We start from the raw sequence: 15,115 nt of genomic DNA, 5'->3' as shown, positions 1-15,115 counted from the left end.
CGCGGCCGGACGGACGGCCCCTCCCAGCTTGCGCGGTGGGCGGGTGGGACGAGGGGGGATGGTGGGCCGAACGAGGTCCCTGTTGTTCAAATTGGAACCAGGGTGTACCGTCTCTCGAGCGCGACCGGTTCGAATTTGAACCACCAGCGGATCACGGAGGTCGGGAATGACGCAGATCGAGAGCACGCACCAGCAGCCGCCCGCGGCGACCGTCCGTTCCCGGGTCCGGATTCCGCTCACCTTCGGGGACGGCTACCGGGTCGAGGCGGAGGTCCTCACCTTCCACGGCCTCACCGACGGCGCCGAGCACCTCGCCCTCGCCCTCGGCGACCCGCAGGGCCGCACCCCGCTGGTCCGGCTGCACTCGGAGTGCCTCACCGGCGACGTCTTCGGCTCCGACCGCTGCGACTGCGGCCCGCAGCTGCGGGAGTCCGTCGAGCGGATCGCCGACGCCGGCGGGTACCTGCTGTACCTCCGCCAGGAGGGCCGCGGGATCGGCCTCTACAACAAGCTCGACGCCTACGCCCTCCAGGACGCGGGCCTCGACACCTACCAGGCCAACACCGCGCTCGGCCTGCCCGAGGACGGCCGCGACTACACCTCGGCGGCCCAGATGCTCACCACCCTCGGCGCCACCACGATCGACCTCCTCAGCAACAACCCCGACAAGGCGGCGCAGCTCGCCGACCTGGGGATCCGGGTGACCGAGCGGGTGCCCACCGGGGTGCACGTCTCCGAGTCCAACATCCGCTACCTCCGGGCCAAGGTCGAGCACACCGGCCACTCCATCCCCCTCCCCCGCCTCGTCGGCTGAGGGCTGAGGGCTGAGGGCTGAGGGCCGGCCGACACCTCCCGGGGCCGGTCAGTCGCCCGCGCCGCAGGCGATCCCGTCCTTGTTCCTGTCGAGCTTGAGCTTGTCCTTGTCCGCCGCGTTCTTCTGCTCCTTGACCTTGACGTCCTTCAGCCCGTGGTCCTTCAGCCAGGTGCAGCGTTCGGCCGCGCTGGTGCCGACCCCGGGCGGGAAGACGGCGGGGACGCACTGGCCGGCCGTGCCGTAGGCGTGGTCGCAGCCGTCCACGCCCGGGGGCTGGGGTGCCGGCGTGCCCTGGGCGGGCAGCTTCTTGGGGGAGTTCTTCAGGCCCTGGGCGAAGTCCAGGACGTGCGGGGCCGCACTGGCCTGCCCCGCGGCGGGGGCGGCGGGCTGCGCGGCGGCGGGGGCCGCCGGGGCGGCGGCCGGGGCGGAGCCCGACCCGGCCAGGGTGGTGCCGGCGGCCGTGGCCGCGACCGCGGCCGCGAACAGCACGGCGGGAATCGACTTGCGCATGGCTTCCTCCGGGTGCGGTGTCGCCGGCTCACATCACGTGGACCCAGCTGGCCACCGAGGGCACTCCGTTCGCGTCGACGACGAAGAGCATGTAGTGGCCGGGCGGCGCGAGGTTCGGGTTGGTGGTGAGGTTCAGGTTGGTGCTGCCGTCGGCGTTGACGGTCATCGGCAGGTCGACGAAGCGCTGGTTGGGGTCGGAGGAGTGGGTGACGGCCTCCGGGCGGATCAGTTCGGCCTTGACGATCGGGGTGTTGGTGACGATGCGCTGGCTGGACCCGTAGGTCCAGTGGGTGCTGTCCACCGCGGTGATCTGCGGCCGGGCGCCCTTGAACAGGTACGGCGGCGAGTAGACCGAGACGCGGTGCTCGAAGGTGCCGTCGCCCGGGTTGTCGCCCACCGCCATCACCCGGCCGTCGGGCAGCAGGAAGGCCGAGGAGTGGTAGCCGCGCGGCACCGGGTCGGTGGCCATGCCCGGGGCGAAGGCGTTGGTGCCGGGGTCGAACATCGAGGCCTCGTACACCGGGTCGGCCCGGTTGTGGAGGGCGCCGCCGGTCTCGAAGACCTTGCCGTCGGGCAGCAGCACCATGGAGACGTACATCTTGCCCTGGTCGCCGGTCTGCGGGACGCCGCCGGTCATCGTGCCCTGGGGCAGGGAGGGGCCGGGGGTGTAGGCGGGGCTGGCGGCCTTGAGGTCGATCAGGTCGGTGAGCCGGTTGGCGTCGGGGTTGGTGTTGACGTTGCCGCCGCCGGCGGTGAGCACCCGCTGGTCCTGGGCGGGCGGCAGCAGCACGCTCATCGACTGGTCCCGCTGGTCCTTGCTCCGCAGGCCCGGGACGTCGGTGAGGGTGTTGGCGTTGTAGTCGTAGATGGAGGCGCCGGTGCCGGGGGTGCCGTTGCCGAAGACGTGGCTGCCGGAGTAGAACAGCCGGCCGTCCTGCATCAGGATCATCGCCGGGTAGAGGCCGAGGAAGGACCAGGTCTGGTTGACCTGCCACAGCGGCTTCCAGGACTTGGTGGCGTCGGAGAACAGCTCCTGGGTGACGCTGCCGCTGGAGTCCTCGCGCAGGCCGCCGAAGGACAGGATGTCGCCGTTGCCCATCTCGGTGAACGAGGGGTACCAGTGACCGTCGTTCATGTCGTTGGTGCGGGTGTAGGCGAGGGTGTCCGGGTCGAAGATGTACGAGGACTTCAGCCCCTCGTAGCCGTGGCTGCCGTCGGCCGCCGGGTAGTCCTTGTTGCCGCCCATGATCAGCAGGCGGCCGTCGGAGAGCATCACGTGCCCGGCGCAGAACATGTCGCTGGGCGTGGGGATGGTGGTGAAGCTGCCGTTCGCCGGGTTGTAGACCGCGGAGGTGAAGGTGCCGGCGGCGAACTGGTCCGGGTCGTTGCCGGAGCCGGCGATCAGCAGCACCAGACCGTTGTGCAGGACGGAGGCGTGCATGCTGCGCACCGGGTTGTTCATCGGCAGGACCTGCCACTGGCCCTTGGTGCAGGCGTCCCCGGCGGTGCAGTTGGGCGGGGGCGGCGGGGTGGGGGTGGCGTCGGTCATCGCGTACTCGTCGGTGGTGAGCGACCCGGTGCCGTACACGGCGACGCCCCAGGTGATCTGGTCGGTGTTGGGCGGCACCGCCGGGGTGCGGACGGTGGTCTGGGTGTAGGCGCCGGCGACCGGGAGGGTCTGCAGGTCGGTCCAGTACTGCCAGCCCTGGGTGGTGTCGTGGCGGAAGGCGGTGATCACGGCGTTGGGGGTGGTGGACTTGTACCAGAGGCTGAGGTCGTACTGGTGGCCCGGGGTGGCCTTGGGGGCGCAGGCGCCGCTCTCGAACATCATCGTCTTGCGGTCGCCCTGGGTGACGCCGTCGATGGCGAGCTTGACCGCCTTCCTGCCCTCGTGGGCGTCGGTGACGACCTGGTAGCTGAAGGTGCCGTTGCCCCAGCCTGATTTCTCCCAGCACTGCGGCCAGTTGTTCTTGTCGACCTTCTCGAAGCCGGGGTTGGAGATCAGGTTGGCCGGGGGAGCGGCCGACGCGTACTGGGCGGTGAGCATGGGGGCCAGCAGGGCCACGGTGCCCAGGACGACCGCGCTGCGACGTCGTTTCGCGTTCATCGTCATGGGAGGCACTCCCTCCGGGAGCGGTGGGCGGGCAGGTGGTAGATCGCGCGCTCGGCCACCAGGAAGCGCAGCACGCAGGAGACGACGAGGCTGAGGACGGTCGCCGGGGCCGCGGCCAGGCCGAGGCCGCTGACCAGCAGGGCCATCAGCGGGATCCGTAGCAGCAGGTCCAGGTTGGAGACGGCGAAGAAGCGCAGCATCCGGTCCGCCCAGTGGCGTTGGCGGCGGTGCCGGTAGACGGTCGTCTCCAGCAGGGTGAGGTTCCAGGCGATGCCGGCCTGGTTGGCGAGGACGGCGGCCGGCAGGTAGTGCAGGCCGAGGCCGGTGAGCAGGGCGAGCGCGGCGAGGTTGGGCAGGATCCCGCTCAGCCCGATCAGGGCGAAGGCGGCGGCCCGGCCGAGCGGGGTGGACAGCCACAGCCCGGCGAACCGGGTGAGGGCGCGCAGCCCGTGCGGTCTGGCGGGGTCGGCCGCCCGCTCGGCGCCGTCCTGTTCCGCCTCGCCGGCCCGACGGGTGGCGTGCCGGTACGGCACCTCGACCACCCGGCGCAGTCCGCCGCGGACCGCCAGTTCCAGCAGCGCCCGGTAGCCGAGCGGGCGCAGCTCGGCGAGATCCACGGCGGCGCGGCGGACCGCGAACAGTCCGCTGGCCGGGTCGCTGATCCGGCGCAGCTCGCGGGCGAACAGCAGCCGGGTGAGCAGGGTGGCCGGGCCCGGGGCGGCCCGCCGGACGCCACGCGGTCCGGTGCCGGGGGCGTACCGGCTGGCCACCGCGAGGTCGGCCCCGGCAGCCCGGCCGGCGGCGACCAGGCGCGGAACGAGATGCGCCGGGTGCCGCAGTCCTGCGTCCATGACCACCGCCCACTCGCCCTCGGCGGCGCGCAGGCCCTCGGTGAGCGCGCCGCCGAGCCCGCCGACCGGGTCCTCACGGTGGAGCAGGGAGACCGGCAGCGGGCACCGCCGGGCGGCCGCGCGGATCACGGCCGGGGTGTGGTCGGTGCTGTCGTCGACCAGCAGCAGCCGGGGCGGCGGCCCGCCGGGGTGGACGGGCAGGGCCTCTGCGAGCCGGTCGAGCAGTTCGTGGATGGCCCCGGGTTCGTTGCGGGTGGGGATGACGACGGTGAACGGGGCGGGTCCGCCGGTCAGGTCGAAGGTGGTCACGGCCCCTCCCCCGCGGGTTCGGTGACGATCCGCCGGATCTCGATCAGGTGGTCGCCGCTGCCGAAGGAGGCGGCCACGGTGGAGTGGGCGAGGGCCTCCTGAACGGTGGTGAGCCGGGAGTTCGAGGGCTGGCGGACGGTCGGGGTGGAGACGATGTAGTCGAGGTCCTTCCAGCCGCCGGGCAGCTCCCTGGCGACGGCCGGGTCGAGGTCGATCTTGTAGAACCAGATGGCGCCGAGGCCGGGCCGCAGGCCGTCGCGGACCAGGTCCATCCAGAGCACGTTGTCCACCGCGACCCGGGCGGTGGCGGGGTCGGTGAGGGCGCCGCGCAGCCACTGGGCGGCCTTGTCGTAGCCGTCGTTGGCGTCGGCGGTGACGGCGGTGCGGTCGCCCGCGTACCAGCCCGGGGCGACGGCCGAGACGGCGGCGAGGCCGGTGAGGGCGACGGCGGTGAGGTACAGCGGGCGGCGCAGGGCGGGTGGCAGTCGGCGGCCGGCCGCGGCGGTGCCGCGGCGCAGCAGCACCACGGCGCGGTCGGCGGTGCCGGCGAGGGCCAGGGCCAGGAAGGGCAGGGCCTGGATGACGAACATGGCGGGCAGGTAGCCGGGCCGCATCGCGATCACGGCGAGCAGGACGGCGGCCAGGCCGATCGGGCGCATCGGTCTGCGCAGCAGCATCAGGACGGCCGCGGCGAGGCCGCCGAGCAGCAGGAAGCGGTCGTAGTAGAGCCAGCTGTCGAGGATCTGACGGTTCGCCGAGTCGGCGGCGAGCAGCGAGGGGGAGCCGGGGCGGCTGAGCTGGAAGCTCAGGCCCTCCAGCAGGGAGACGTGGCCGCTGCCGGGGACCAGCTCGTTCTTGAGCAGCGCGTACAGCGGATAGAGGGAGAGCACGGTGACCAGGCCGCCGGCCGCGCCGGCCAGGGAGAAGCCGCGGGTGGCGGGGTGGCTGCGCTGCCACAGCAGGAGGACCAGGGCGGGCAGCAGCACGATGATGGTCTCCTTGGAGAGCACCGCGACGCCGAAGGCCAGTCCGGCGGCGGTGTGCTGCCACAGGTCGCGGCGGGGCGAGGCGCAGAGGACCATCGCGGCGAGCACCCACATCACGGCGAGGTTGTCGAGCAGCACCTGGCGCTGGAGGCTGACCGCGAGCGGGGAGAGCCCGAACAGCAGGACGGCCAGCGAGCCGGCCCAGCGCGGCAGTCCGAGCCGCCGGGCGAGCAGGTACAGCAGGACGCAGGAGATCGCGGTGATCGGCAGCATCACCGTCCGGAGCGAGCCGGTCATCACCTGGTCGTGGGAGGCGAACAGCTCGGGCAGCCAGGAGAGGGCGGCGATCTGCAGCCAGCCGAGCGGCGGGTGGTCGTACCAGTAGGTGTAGGGGGCGAGTCCGTGGCCCTGCTGGACGGACCAGGCCTGGGAGAGGTAGGTGCCCTCGTCGTCGTTGCCCGCGGGCCAGCCGCTGATGTTCCAGGCCTGGACGGTGAGCACGGCGAGGGTGGGCAGGACGACGGCGGCGACGCCGAGCCAGGTGGGACTGCGGCCGAGCCGCAGCGGTACGGCGGGTCGGGCGGGCCCGGTGGTGGGCGCGCGCTGCAGGGTGGTCACCGTCATCCCTCGTTCCGAATCTCGCGCATCGGGCCGCCTCCGGCGAGGTGGGCACCGACGTGCCGGGTGAGCTCCCAGCCGTGCTGGCCGCGGGCCTCCCGCCAGACCGCCCGGACGGCCGCCGCCGCCAGGACCAGCTGGTAGAAGGGGGTGCCGAGGATCAGCTGGAGGTAGTGCTTGGGGCCGACCCGCAGGCTGTACTGCACGCCGAAGTCGTGCAGGGCGACCGCCTCGAAGGCGACCGTGACGGCCAGCGGCAGCAGCGGCAGGAAGGTGATCATCGCCACCCCGACCGGCACCGCGAAGAGCAGCGCCAGGGCGACCCCGACCGGGATGAACAGCCCGGCGAGGGCCTGGACGAACGGGGTGGCCAGGGTCCAGCGGGCCAGCAGCCGCTGGCGGCGCAGCGGCAGCCGGGCCCAGGCGCGCTTGCGGTAGACCTGGAGGAAGCCCTGGTTCCACCGGGTGCGCTGGCGCAGCAGGGCGTACAGCGAGTCGGGGGTCTCCTCGCGGGTGACCAGGGCGGCGTCGTACGCGACCACCACCTTGGCGCCCTCGCTGGAGAGCCGGACGCCGAGGTCGCAGTCCTCGGCGAGGCACTCCTGGTCCCAGCCGCCGACGGCGCGCAGGACGTCGCCGCGGATGAACACGGTGTTGCCGCCGAGCGGGATGAAGCCCCGTCGGGCGTGCAGGTGGAGGCGGCTGCGGAACCAGAAGAAGTACTCCAGGCAGTTGCGCAGGCTGTACCAGCTGGAGGAGAAGTTGATCAGCTGGACGCCGCCCTGGACCACGGCGGCGTCGGCGGTCCGGAAGGCGTGGTCGACGTGGCCGAGCAGGTCGGGGTGGACCTGGTCCTCGGCGTCGAAGACGCCGACCACGTCGCCGCGGCAGTGCGGCAGGGCGGTGTTCAGGGCCTTGGGCTTGTTCTTGACCCGGTGGGTGTCGACGACCACCCGGACCCGGTCGGGGTGGCGTTCGGCCAGCGCGCGGGCCACCGCGGTGGTCTCGGGGTCGTCGTGACCGACGATCAGCAGCACCTCGAAGTCCTCGTAGTGGGACTCCAGCACCTTCTCCACGGTGGCGGCGAGCACCCGTTCCTCGTGCCGGGCGGGGACGAGCAGCGAGAAGGAGTTGCGGTGCGGGCCCTCGGGTTCCGTGAAGCGGGTGCGGGCGAGGTTCTCGGGGGTGCGCCAGGCGTGCATCATCCACCACAGGGTGGCGACGGCCATGGTGAAGAAGAGGGTGGAGATGAGGATCAGGGCGATGGAGACGATCATTTCGCTTGCCTCTCGATCTCCCCGTCGACCGGGTGGCCGAGGGCGGCGCGGATCCGCCGGTAGGCCCGCCAGCCCTTGTCCCTGAGCGGTTCGGGGTAGGGCGCCACGGGGGCGCCGAGGCCCTGCGCCCAGGCCTGGAAGGTCTCCCGTCCGGTGTCGGCGCGGACCCGCAGCCGGGCGATCCGCATCGGGTCGTCGCCCGCGGAGCTGAAGGCGCTGCCGGCGAGGGCGCCGGAGGTCCAGCCGGCCCGGTGGGCCCGGCGCCGCACCACCGGGTCGGCGTACCCGCCGGGATAGGCGAAGGCGGTCACCGGGTGGCCGACGGCGTCCTCCAACTCGCGTTTGCAGCCGTCGAGTTCGTCGTCGAGCCGGCGACCGCGCAGGGTGTCCAGCTGGGCGTGGGTACGGGAGTGGCCGCCGATCTCGATGCCCAGCGCGTCCAGGTTGGTGATCTGCCGCCAGCTGAGCATCGGGGCGGGCGGGAGCAGGCTGCCGTCGGCGGGGCGGCCGGGGACGTGGACGGCGCCGGTGGTGACGTACAGGGTGGCGGGCAGGTCGCGGTCGGAGAGCACCTGGGCGACCGCCCAGTAGAAGTCGGCGTAGCCGTCGTCGAAGGTGAGCACGGCGCAGTGGGCGGGCAGCGGGGGGCCGCCGCGCAGGGCGGCCACCAGGCGGCGCAGCGGGATCACGGTGCGTCCGGCGGAGGTGATGATGTCCAGCTGGTCGGCGAAGGCCTGCGGGGTCACGGTGAGCGGGGCGAGCCAGGGCTCGGGGTGCTCGGAGACGGAGTGGTAGACGAAGAGCGGGACGGCGTCGGTCATGATGCGCCTCCCGGGCTCCTGGTGCGCGGACGGGTGGTGGCGGGCGGGTCAGCGGCACCGGACGGGGTGGCCCCACCGGCCGGCCGGGGCTCGGCGGCCCCGCCGGCCGGCGGGTGGTCGGTGCGCGGCGCCGGGTGGGCGGGGTGCCGTCGGGGCAGGCCGCGCAGGGCGGCCCGGACCCGGGCGCGCAGCAGCGCGGGGTAGGAGCACGGGCAGGGCAGGGGGCACGGGCAGCCGGAGGCCGGGCGGACCTGCGGGGGGACGACGCGCATCACCATGACGGGTCACTCCTCATGGGTCCGCTCGGGCGGCCGTCCCGCCCGCGGCGCGGCGTCTCGGCGGTCACGCCGGCCGCGGGCGGGGTCCGCGGGCACCGGGGCGGGGCCGACCCGACACTGACGCCCCGCGGGTGTCGCGGTGGACTGGGGGATGGGACGGGGGCGGCACCGCCCCCGGGGAACGGGCTCGACCAGCGCCCGGGACGGCACGGCGGACCCGCCCGCTGCCCCGGTGGCTCCGACGTCCAGTCCGAGCGGGTGCCCGCGCAGCCGCACCCACGCCAACACGCCCTCGCCGGGGAGGCCGGGCACCGGTCCGCCGGGCGAGCGCCGCTCGCTCGGTACGTCCGGATCCGGGCCGACGCCTCGGACGGGGGTGTAGAGCGAGTAGTGGGCGGCAAGGCGGGGGCAGGCTGCTGCGGCGCGCCGGTCGTAGCCATTCATCTCGTGCCTTCCCCTCCGGCAAGGGGCGCCGCGGATCGGGAGCCGGGACGCTCGGCCACGAGGGTCCGCAGTACCCTTCGGCCGTCGGAGACGGCGTGCAGGTGCGAGCGACCACTGCGGCGGGGAAGTTCAAGGCTGGGCACCTCGGCGATGCGAAGGCCCGAGCGGAGGGCGTGGGCGACCAGCTCGGCCTCGATCTCGAGGTCGGAGCGGAGGTCCAGGCCGTCCAGGAGGTCGCGCCGGAAGGCGCGGAACCCGTAGCACAGGTCGGTCAGGGCGGTGCGGTAGAGCCGGTTGGCGACGGCGATCAGCAGCTGGTTGCCGAGCGAGCGGATCCTGGTCAGGTCGAGCGATCCGCCGCCGACGACCCGGCGTGACCCCTGGACGAGGTCGTAGCCGCTGTCGAGGAAATGCACGTAGTGGGCGATCTCGCCGGGCCACATCGACCCGTCGGCGCTCATGGTGACGATGTACTCGCCGCTCGCGGCGGCGAAGCCGGTGCGCAGCGCGCCGCCCTTGCCGGGGCCGTGCTGCTCGACGACCCGGACGGTCGGCAGGATCTGCCGGGCGGTGGCCACGGTGGCGTCCTCGGAGCCGCCGTCGACCAGGACCACCTCGTCCACGCAGGGCGGGATCTGTTCGAACACCCAGGGGATGTTGCAGGCCTCGTTGCGGGCCGGGACGACCAGGGAGACCGGTTGGCGGGCGGCGTAGTCGGACGCGCGCCGCAGCGGGAGGCGGACGGCGGGCCGGTCGGTGGACCGGCGCATGGGCCGGGAGCCGCGCACGGGGTACGGGACCCCGCGGTCAGGAGGCAGGGTGGTGCTCATCGGGGAGAGCCCCTCGCAGGAGGGCGGGCACACGGGTGCCTTGATGATGGGAGGAGACCTGCCACGACGCACGGGCCTTGATGTACCGCCCCCGGTGCGTGAACCCCAACCCCGCACCAACCCCCCGGCCCAGCAGAGGCGTCGGCCGTCTCGGGCGCGTCAGCGCCGACCACTACGCCTGGCACTACTGGAATACCAGGCCCCCATCATCCGGTGGGCGCTCACGCCGCGTCAAGGGGTTTTGTCCGTTTTTCCCGGTTTCAGTTCCTGAACGCCCGGAGTTCCGCGGCCTGTCCGGACCGTCCGGGGAGCCGGACGCGTCCCGGCTCACTCGGGCAGGACGGCCGACTCCGGCAGGTTCTCCTCGGCGATCCGGCGGGCGATCTCCCCGGGGCGCACCGGGCGGCCGAAGTGCCAGCCCTGGGCCCAGTCGCAGCCCATCAGCCGCAGCCGTTCGGCGTCGGCGCGGGTCTCCACGCCCTCGGCGGTGACGGTGAGTCCGAGCGTGTGGGCCAGCGACACCAGGCCGCTGACGATCCGCCAGCCCAGGTGGGTGTCCTTGGCGGGATCGTGCAGGTCACCGACGAAGGAGCCGGCGATCTTCAGCCCGGAGACCGGGAGGTCGCGCAGGTAGGCGAGGTTGGACCAGCCGGTGCCGAAGTCGTCCACGGCCAGCGACACGCCCATGTCGACCAGCCCGTGCAGGGCCTTCAGCGCCTCGTCCTCCGGTCCGACCACGGTGGACTCGGTGATCTCCAGCTGGAGCAGCCGCGGGTCCAGCCCGGTGGAGCCGAGGATCCGGTCGATGTCCGCCACCAGTCCCGCGTTACGGGCCTGACGGACCGCCAGGTTGACGCTCAGTCGGGGCGCCCGCTCGCCGAACCTGGCCACCCACTCGGCGGCCTGGCCGCAGGCCTGTTCCAGCACCCAGCGGCCGAGCGGCATGATCAGGCCGGTCTCCTCGGCCACCCCGACGAACTCCTCGGGGCCGAGCACGCCCAGCTGCGGGTGGCGCCAGCGGACCAGCGCCTCCACCGCGACCAGCGAGCCGTCGGCCAGGTCGACCATCGGCTGGTAGTCGATGAAGAACTCGCCGCGGTCCAGGGCGGCGGGCATCCGGACGGACACCGCGTACCGGCTGACCGCGCGGGCGTTCTCCTTGGGGTCGAACAGGGTCCACCGGCCGCGGCCGGCCTCCTTGGCCCGGTACAGGGTGAGGTCGGCGGCCCGCACCGCGGCCCCGGGGGTGGTGGTGGCCACCCGCCGCTCCAGCACGCCGACGCTGGCGCCCACGGCCAGCTTGTGGTCGCCGATCAGCACCGGCTTGGCCAGGGCGGCCAGCACGGTCTTGGCGGCGGCCACCGCCTCCTGCTCGCCCCGGCAGTTCTCCAGCAGCACCACGAACTCGTCGCCGCCCAGCCGGGCCACCAGGTGGCCGAGCGGGCTGAGGGCGGCCTCCAGCCGGGCCGCGACGGCGGCCAGCAGCTGGTCGCCCATGTCGTGGCCGAGGCTGTCGTTGACCACCTTGAAGCCGTCCAGGTCCACGTAGCACAGGCCGAACCGGGCGCCCGGCTCCGGCTCCTCGAAGAGCCGCTCCAGGCGCTCGAAGAACGCCACCCGGTTGGGCAGCCCGGTCAGCGGGTCGTGGGTGGCCTGGTGCCGCAGCCGCTCCTGGAGCCGGTAGCGGTCGGTGATGTCCTCCATCATCGCGACCTGGTACTGCGGCCGGCCCTCGTCGTCGCGGATCAGCGAGACGGTCAGGTGGGTCCACACCACCTCGCCGTCCCGCCGGTAGTACGGCTTGTCGACCTGGAAGTACTCGCGCTTGCCGCTGATCAGCTCCCCGTACGCCTCCCAGACGCCCGGGGCGTCCTCGGGGTGCACCAGGTCGTTCACCCGGCGGCCCTTCATCTGGCCGGGGCTGACGCCGAAGATCTCCTGCATGGCCCGGTTCACGGCGAGGATGTTGCCCTCGACGTCGCCCAGGCCGATGCCGATCGCCGCGCTCTCGAACAGCGCCCGGAACCGGGCCTCGGAGGCGCGCAGCGCCCGCTCCACGCCCTGCCGGGCGGTGTCCGCGGCCAGCCGGATCGCCTCCTGCTCACGCAGCGTGCGCTCGCGCAGCGCGGCGGCCCAGCCGGCCGCGAAGGCGCCGGCCAGCTCCGGGCCGCGGCCGTCGCCGGCGCGGGTCCGCTGCAGCAGGGTGACCGCCCGGGCCAGCAGCGCCGGGTCGGTGTAGTGGGCGTCGACCAGCATGGCGCCGGCCCGTTCGGCCAGCGCGGGGTGGAAGGGGTGGTCGGTGCGGGCGCGGTCGAGCAGCTCCGCGGTCTCGGACACCAGGACGCCGAACTCCCCCGGGTCGACGGCCCCGCCGTGCTCCCGGCGCAGCAGCGCCGCCCACACGTCGCGGAAGCCGTCGGAGTCCATGGCCTGCCCGGTCTCCCTCACGTCCCGTACGCCCCTCGCGTCCCGGCCGTCGGCGTCCCCGGCGCGCTCCGACCGGCCGTCGCTCACGACAGGAGCCCGACGCCGGCCATCCCGGTCATCCGCTCGGGATGCGGGCCGACCGCCTCCGGGCTCTCGGGGTGCCACTCGGGCAGGTACACCAGCCCCGGTTCGACCAGGTCGAAGCCGTCGAAGAGGCCGGTGATCCGGTCGCGGTCGCGCATGGTGAGCGGGGTGGGCGTGCGCCGGTACAGCTCCTGGTGCGGGCCGGCCTGCTCGGCCGCGCCCTCCAGCGAGGCGTGCGAGAGCACCAGGGCGCTGCCGGGCGGCAGGGCGTCGCGGAGCCGCGCGACCACCTTCTCCGGCTCGTCCCGGTCGTCGACGAAGTGCAGGACGGCGACCAGCAGCACGGCCACCGGCTCGCCCGGCTCCAGCAGGGCGGCCACGTCGGGGTCGGCGAGCAGCCCGTCGACGTCCCGCAGGTCGGCCAGGACGGTGGAGCTGAGCGGGTCGCCGTCGAGGATCAGGCGGCTGTGGGCCACCGCGACCGGGTCGTGGTCCACGTACACCACGCGGGACTCGGGCCGGACCGCGCGGGCGGCGTCGTGGACGGGGCCGAAGGTGGGGATGCCGGAGCCGATGTCCAGGAACCGGGTGAAGCCGCGCTCAGCGAGGTACTGGACCGAACGGCGCAGGAACGCGCGGTTGGCCCGCATGATCTGCGGGAGTTCGGGCCACAGTTCCACGGCCCTCCGGGCCATCTCGCGGTCCACCTCGAAGTTGTGGGAACCCCCGAGGTAGTAGTCGTAGACCCGGGCCGCGTTGGGCTTTTCGAGGTCCGTTCCGGCGGGCACCCAGTTCGGTCGCCCCATCACGGCACCCCCTCCGGCAGTGGAAAAAGACAACAAGGCATCACGATCTTCCTATTTTCCGATCATTGCTGCAACTGGAGGGACGTGAGTTTCCGTTGTGACGACCGGTCGCCTGGCACCCGCCGCCAACCGGCGGAGAATGGGCCTCGATGGCCGGAAACATCGAGGACTACGCCCTCGTCGGTGACCTCCAGACGGCCGCGCTGATCGGGCGCGACGGGTCGGTGGACTGGCTGTGCCTGCCCCGGTTCGACTCCCCCAGTTGCTTCGCCGGTCTGCTCGGCCGTCCCGAGCACGGCTCCTGGCAGCTCGGCCCGGCCGGCGGCGGCCCGTGCAGCACCCGCCACTACCTGGCCGACAGCCTCGTCCTGGAATCCCGCTGGGACACCCCCCGGGGCACCGTCAAGATCGTCGACTTCATGCCGCAGCGCGACCGGGTGCCCCAGCTGGTCCGGATCGTCGAGGGCCTGACCGGCGAGGTGGAGATGCGCGGCGCCCTCCGGCTGCGCTTCAACCACGGCCGGGTCGCCCCCTGGGTCCGCCGCACCGAGCACCACCGGGTGGCCGTCGCCGGACCGGACTCCGCCTGGCTGCGCGTCCCGCCCGGGGTGCACACCTTCGGCGAGGACGGCGCCACCCGCTCCGACTTCACCGTCCGGGCCGGCGACCGGATCCCGTTCGTCCTCACCTGGCAGCCCTCCCACCTGCACACCACCCCCCGGACCGACCCGGAGGGGGCGCTCGCCACGACCCTCGGCGGCTGGCAGAGCTGGGCCGGCAACTGCCGCTACCGCGGCGAGTGGCGGGACGCCGTGGTCCGCTCCCTGATCACCCTCAAGGCCCTCGCCTACGAGCCCACCGGCGGCATCGTCGCCGCCGCCACCGCCTCGCTGCCCGAGCAGATCGGCGGCGAACGCAACTGGGACTACCGGTTCTGCTGGCTGCGCGACTCCAGCATGACCCTCTCCGCCCTGCTCCGCGGCGGGTTCCGCGAGGAGGCCGCCGCGTGGCGCAAGTGGCTGCTGCGAGCCATCGCCGGCGACCCGGGCGACCTCCAGGCCGTGTACGGCGTGGCCGGCGAGCGCGGCCTCCCGGAGACCCGGGCCGACTGGCTGCCCGGCTACCGCGACTCCTCCCCCGTCCGGTTCGGCAACGCCGCCGTCCGCCAGCTCCAACTCGACGTCTACGGCGAGGTGGTGGACACCCTGCACCTGGCGCTGCTGGCCGGCATCCCGATGGAGCGCCAGGTCTGGAGCCTGCTGCGCACCCTGATGACCTACCTGGAGAAGCACTGGCCCGAGCCGGACGAGGGCCTGTGGGAGGTCCGCGGCGGGCGCCGGCACTTCGTCCACTCCAAGGTGATGGCCTGGGTGGCCGCCGACCGGGCGGTGAAGATGGCCGAGGCCACCGGGCTGCCCGCGCCGGTGGAGCGCTGGCGGCAGATGCGCGACCTGGTGCACGCCGACGTCTGCGCCCACGGCTACGACCGCCGCCGCGGCTCCTTCGTCCAGCACTACGGCGGCACCGAGCTGGACGCCTCCACCCTGTTCGTGGTGAAGACCGGCTTCCTGCCCCCGGACGACCCGCGGGTGGTGACGACGGTCGACGCCATCCGGGACGGGCTGGACCACGGCGGCTTCGTCCGCCGGTACGCCACCGAGGCCGGCACCGACGGGCTGCCCGGCTCCGAAGGCGCCTTCCTGGCCTGCTCGTTCTGGCTCGCTGACGCCCTGCTGGCGACCGGCCGGCCGGATGAGGCCCGGGAACTGTTCCACCGGGTGGTCGCCCTGAGCAACGACCTCGGGCTGCTCTCCGAGCAGTGGGACTCGGTGGAGGGCCGGCAACTCGGCAACACCCCGCAGGCGTTCACCCACGTCGCACTGGTCAACTCGGCCTTCACCCTGTTCGGCGGGGACGCGGCCTGAGCCGCTCCCCGCCGAACCGCCG

12 protein-coding genes are annotated in these 15,115 nt (G+C 73.5%); 2 read left to right on the top strand and 10 right to left on the bottom strand.

From position 1 onward, the window contains the following. The first annotated feature begins 166 nt into the window (after window positions 1–166). A complete protein-coding gene (locus tag ABWK59_RS27560) occupies window positions 167–814 on the top strand; it encodes a GTP cyclohydrolase II (RefSeq protein WP_354643336.1) in 648 nt (215 codons plus the stop codon). A 48-nt stretch (window positions 815–862) separates the two neighbouring features. On the opposite strand, the gene ABWK59_RS27555 is transcribed toward ABWK59_RS27560, so the two are convergent. From ABWK59_RS27555 to ABWK59_RS27510, 10 genes are all read right to left on the bottom strand, one after another. After that, on the bottom strand, window positions 863–1,324 hold the full coding sequence (locus ABWK59_RS27555) for a hypothetical protein (RefSeq protein ID WP_354643335.1): 462 nt from the start codon (window positions 1,322–1,324) through the stop codon (window positions 863–865). A gap of 28 nt (window positions 1,325–1,352) precedes the next feature. Further along, on the bottom strand, window positions 1,353–3,431 hold the full coding sequence (locus tag ABWK59_RS27550) for a galactose oxidase early set domain-containing protein (RefSeq protein ID WP_354645122.1): 2,079 nt from the start codon (window positions 3,429–3,431) through the stop codon (window positions 1,353–1,355). Window positions 3,432–3,433: 2 nt separating this feature from the next. Next, window positions 3,434–4,597, bottom strand: a complete 1,164-nt coding sequence (locus ABWK59_RS27545) for a glycosyltransferase (protein WP_354643334.1) — start codon at window positions 4,595–4,597, stop codon at window positions 3,434–3,436. Further along, on the bottom strand, window positions 4,594–6,207 hold the full coding sequence (locus ABWK59_RS27540) for an ArnT family glycosyltransferase (RefSeq protein ID WP_354643333.1): 1,614 nt from the start codon (window positions 6,205–6,207) through the stop codon (window positions 4,594–4,596). Before ABWK59_RS27540 ends, ABWK59_RS27545 begins: the two co-directional genes overlap by 4 nt. Beyond that, window positions 6,204–7,478, bottom strand: coding sequence for a glycosyltransferase (locus ABWK59_RS27535; protein WP_354643332.1), 1,275 nt, complete (start codon window positions 7,476–7,478; stop codon window positions 6,204–6,206). Before ABWK59_RS27535 ends, ABWK59_RS27540 begins: the two co-directional genes overlap by 4 nt. Beyond that, the gene (locus tag ABWK59_RS27530) at window positions 7,475–8,299 is read right to left on the bottom strand and encodes a polysaccharide deacetylase family protein (protein WP_354643331.1); all 825 of its coding nucleotides are present in this window, start codon (window positions 8,297–8,299) and stop codon (window positions 7,475–7,477) included. The genes ABWK59_RS27535 and ABWK59_RS27530 overlap by 4 nt, the downstream gene beginning before the upstream one ends. Continuing rightward, window positions 8,296–8,577, bottom strand: coding sequence for a hypothetical protein (locus tag ABWK59_RS27525; protein WP_354643330.1), 282 nt, complete (start codon window positions 8,575–8,577; stop codon window positions 8,296–8,298). The genes ABWK59_RS27530 and ABWK59_RS27525 overlap by 4 nt, the downstream gene beginning before the upstream one ends. A gap of 440 nt (window positions 8,578–9,017) precedes the next feature. Further along, a complete protein-coding gene (locus ABWK59_RS27520) occupies window positions 9,018–9,851 on the bottom strand; it encodes a glycosyltransferase family 2 protein (protein ID WP_354643329.1) in 834 nt (277 codons plus the stop codon). A gap of 327 nt (window positions 9,852–10,178) precedes the next feature. After that, a complete protein-coding gene (locus ABWK59_RS27515; RefSeq protein WP_354643328.1) occupies window positions 10,179–12,299 on the bottom strand; it encodes a putative bifunctional diguanylate cyclase/phosphodiesterase in 2,121 nt (706 codons plus the stop codon). A gap of 62 nt (window positions 12,300–12,361) precedes the next feature. After that, window positions 12,362–13,168, bottom strand: coding sequence for an SAM-dependent methyltransferase (locus tag ABWK59_RS27510; protein WP_354643327.1), 807 nt, complete (start codon window positions 13,166–13,168; stop codon window positions 12,362–12,364). 149 nt (window positions 13,169–13,317) lie between these two features. Here ABWK59_RS27510 and ABWK59_RS27505 point away from each other — a divergent pair, with 149 nt between their 5' ends. Further along, a complete protein-coding gene (locus tag ABWK59_RS27505) occupies window positions 13,318–15,093 on the top strand; it encodes a glycoside hydrolase family 15 protein (RefSeq protein WP_354643326.1) in 1,776 nt (591 codons plus the stop codon). The last annotated feature ends 22 nt before the right edge of the window (window positions 15,094–15,115 follow it).

Origin of the sequence: Kitasatospora sp. HUAS MG31, from assembly GCF_040571325.1 — a bacterium.
In the GTDB taxonomy this organism is placed as follows: domain Bacteria; phylum Actinomycetota; class Actinomycetes; order Streptomycetales; family Streptomycetaceae; genus Kitasatospora; species Kitasatospora camelliae.
Note: the sequence above shows the minus strand (reverse complement) of the source record. Positions and strands in the feature narration are given on the sequence as shown.

Coding starts and splice junctions, on each gene's coding strand:
- ABWK59_RS27560 (WP_354643336.1), top strand. CDS start 167: ATGACGCAGATCGAGAGCACGCACCAGCAGCCGCCCGCGGCGACCGTC.
- ABWK59_RS27555 (WP_354643335.1), bottom strand. CDS start 1,324: ATGCGCAAGTCGATTCCCGCCGTGCTGTTCGCGGCCGCGGTCGCGGCC.
- ABWK59_RS27550 (WP_354645122.1), bottom strand. CDS start 3,431: ATGAACGCGAAACGACGTCGCAGCGCGGTCGTCCTGGGCACCGTGGCC.
- ABWK59_RS27540 (WP_354643333.1), bottom strand. CDS start 6,207: ATGACGGTGACCACCCTGCAGCGCGCGCCCACCACCGGGCCCGCCCGA.
- ABWK59_RS27535 (WP_354643332.1), bottom strand. CDS start 7,478: ATGATCGTCTCCATCGCCCTGATCCTCATCTCCACCCTCTTCTTCACC.
- ABWK59_RS27530 (WP_354643331.1), bottom strand. CDS start 8,299: ATGACCGACGCCGTCCCGCTCTTCGTCTACCACTCCGTCTCCGAGCAC.
- ABWK59_RS27525 (WP_354643330.1), bottom strand. CDS start 8,577: ATGGTGATGCGCGTCGTCCCCCCGCAGGTCCGCCCGGCCTCCGGCTGC.
- ABWK59_RS27520 (WP_354643329.1), bottom strand. CDS start 9,851: ATGAGCACCACCCTGCCTCCTGACCGCGGGGTCCCGTACCCCGTGCGC.
- ABWK59_RS27510 (WP_354643327.1), bottom strand. CDS start 13,168: ATGGGGCGACCGAACTGGGTGCCCGCCGGAACGGACCTCGAAAAGCCC.
- ABWK59_RS27505 (WP_354643326.1), top strand. CDS start 13,318: ATGGCCGGAAACATCGAGGACTACGCCCTCGTCGGTGACCTCCAGACG.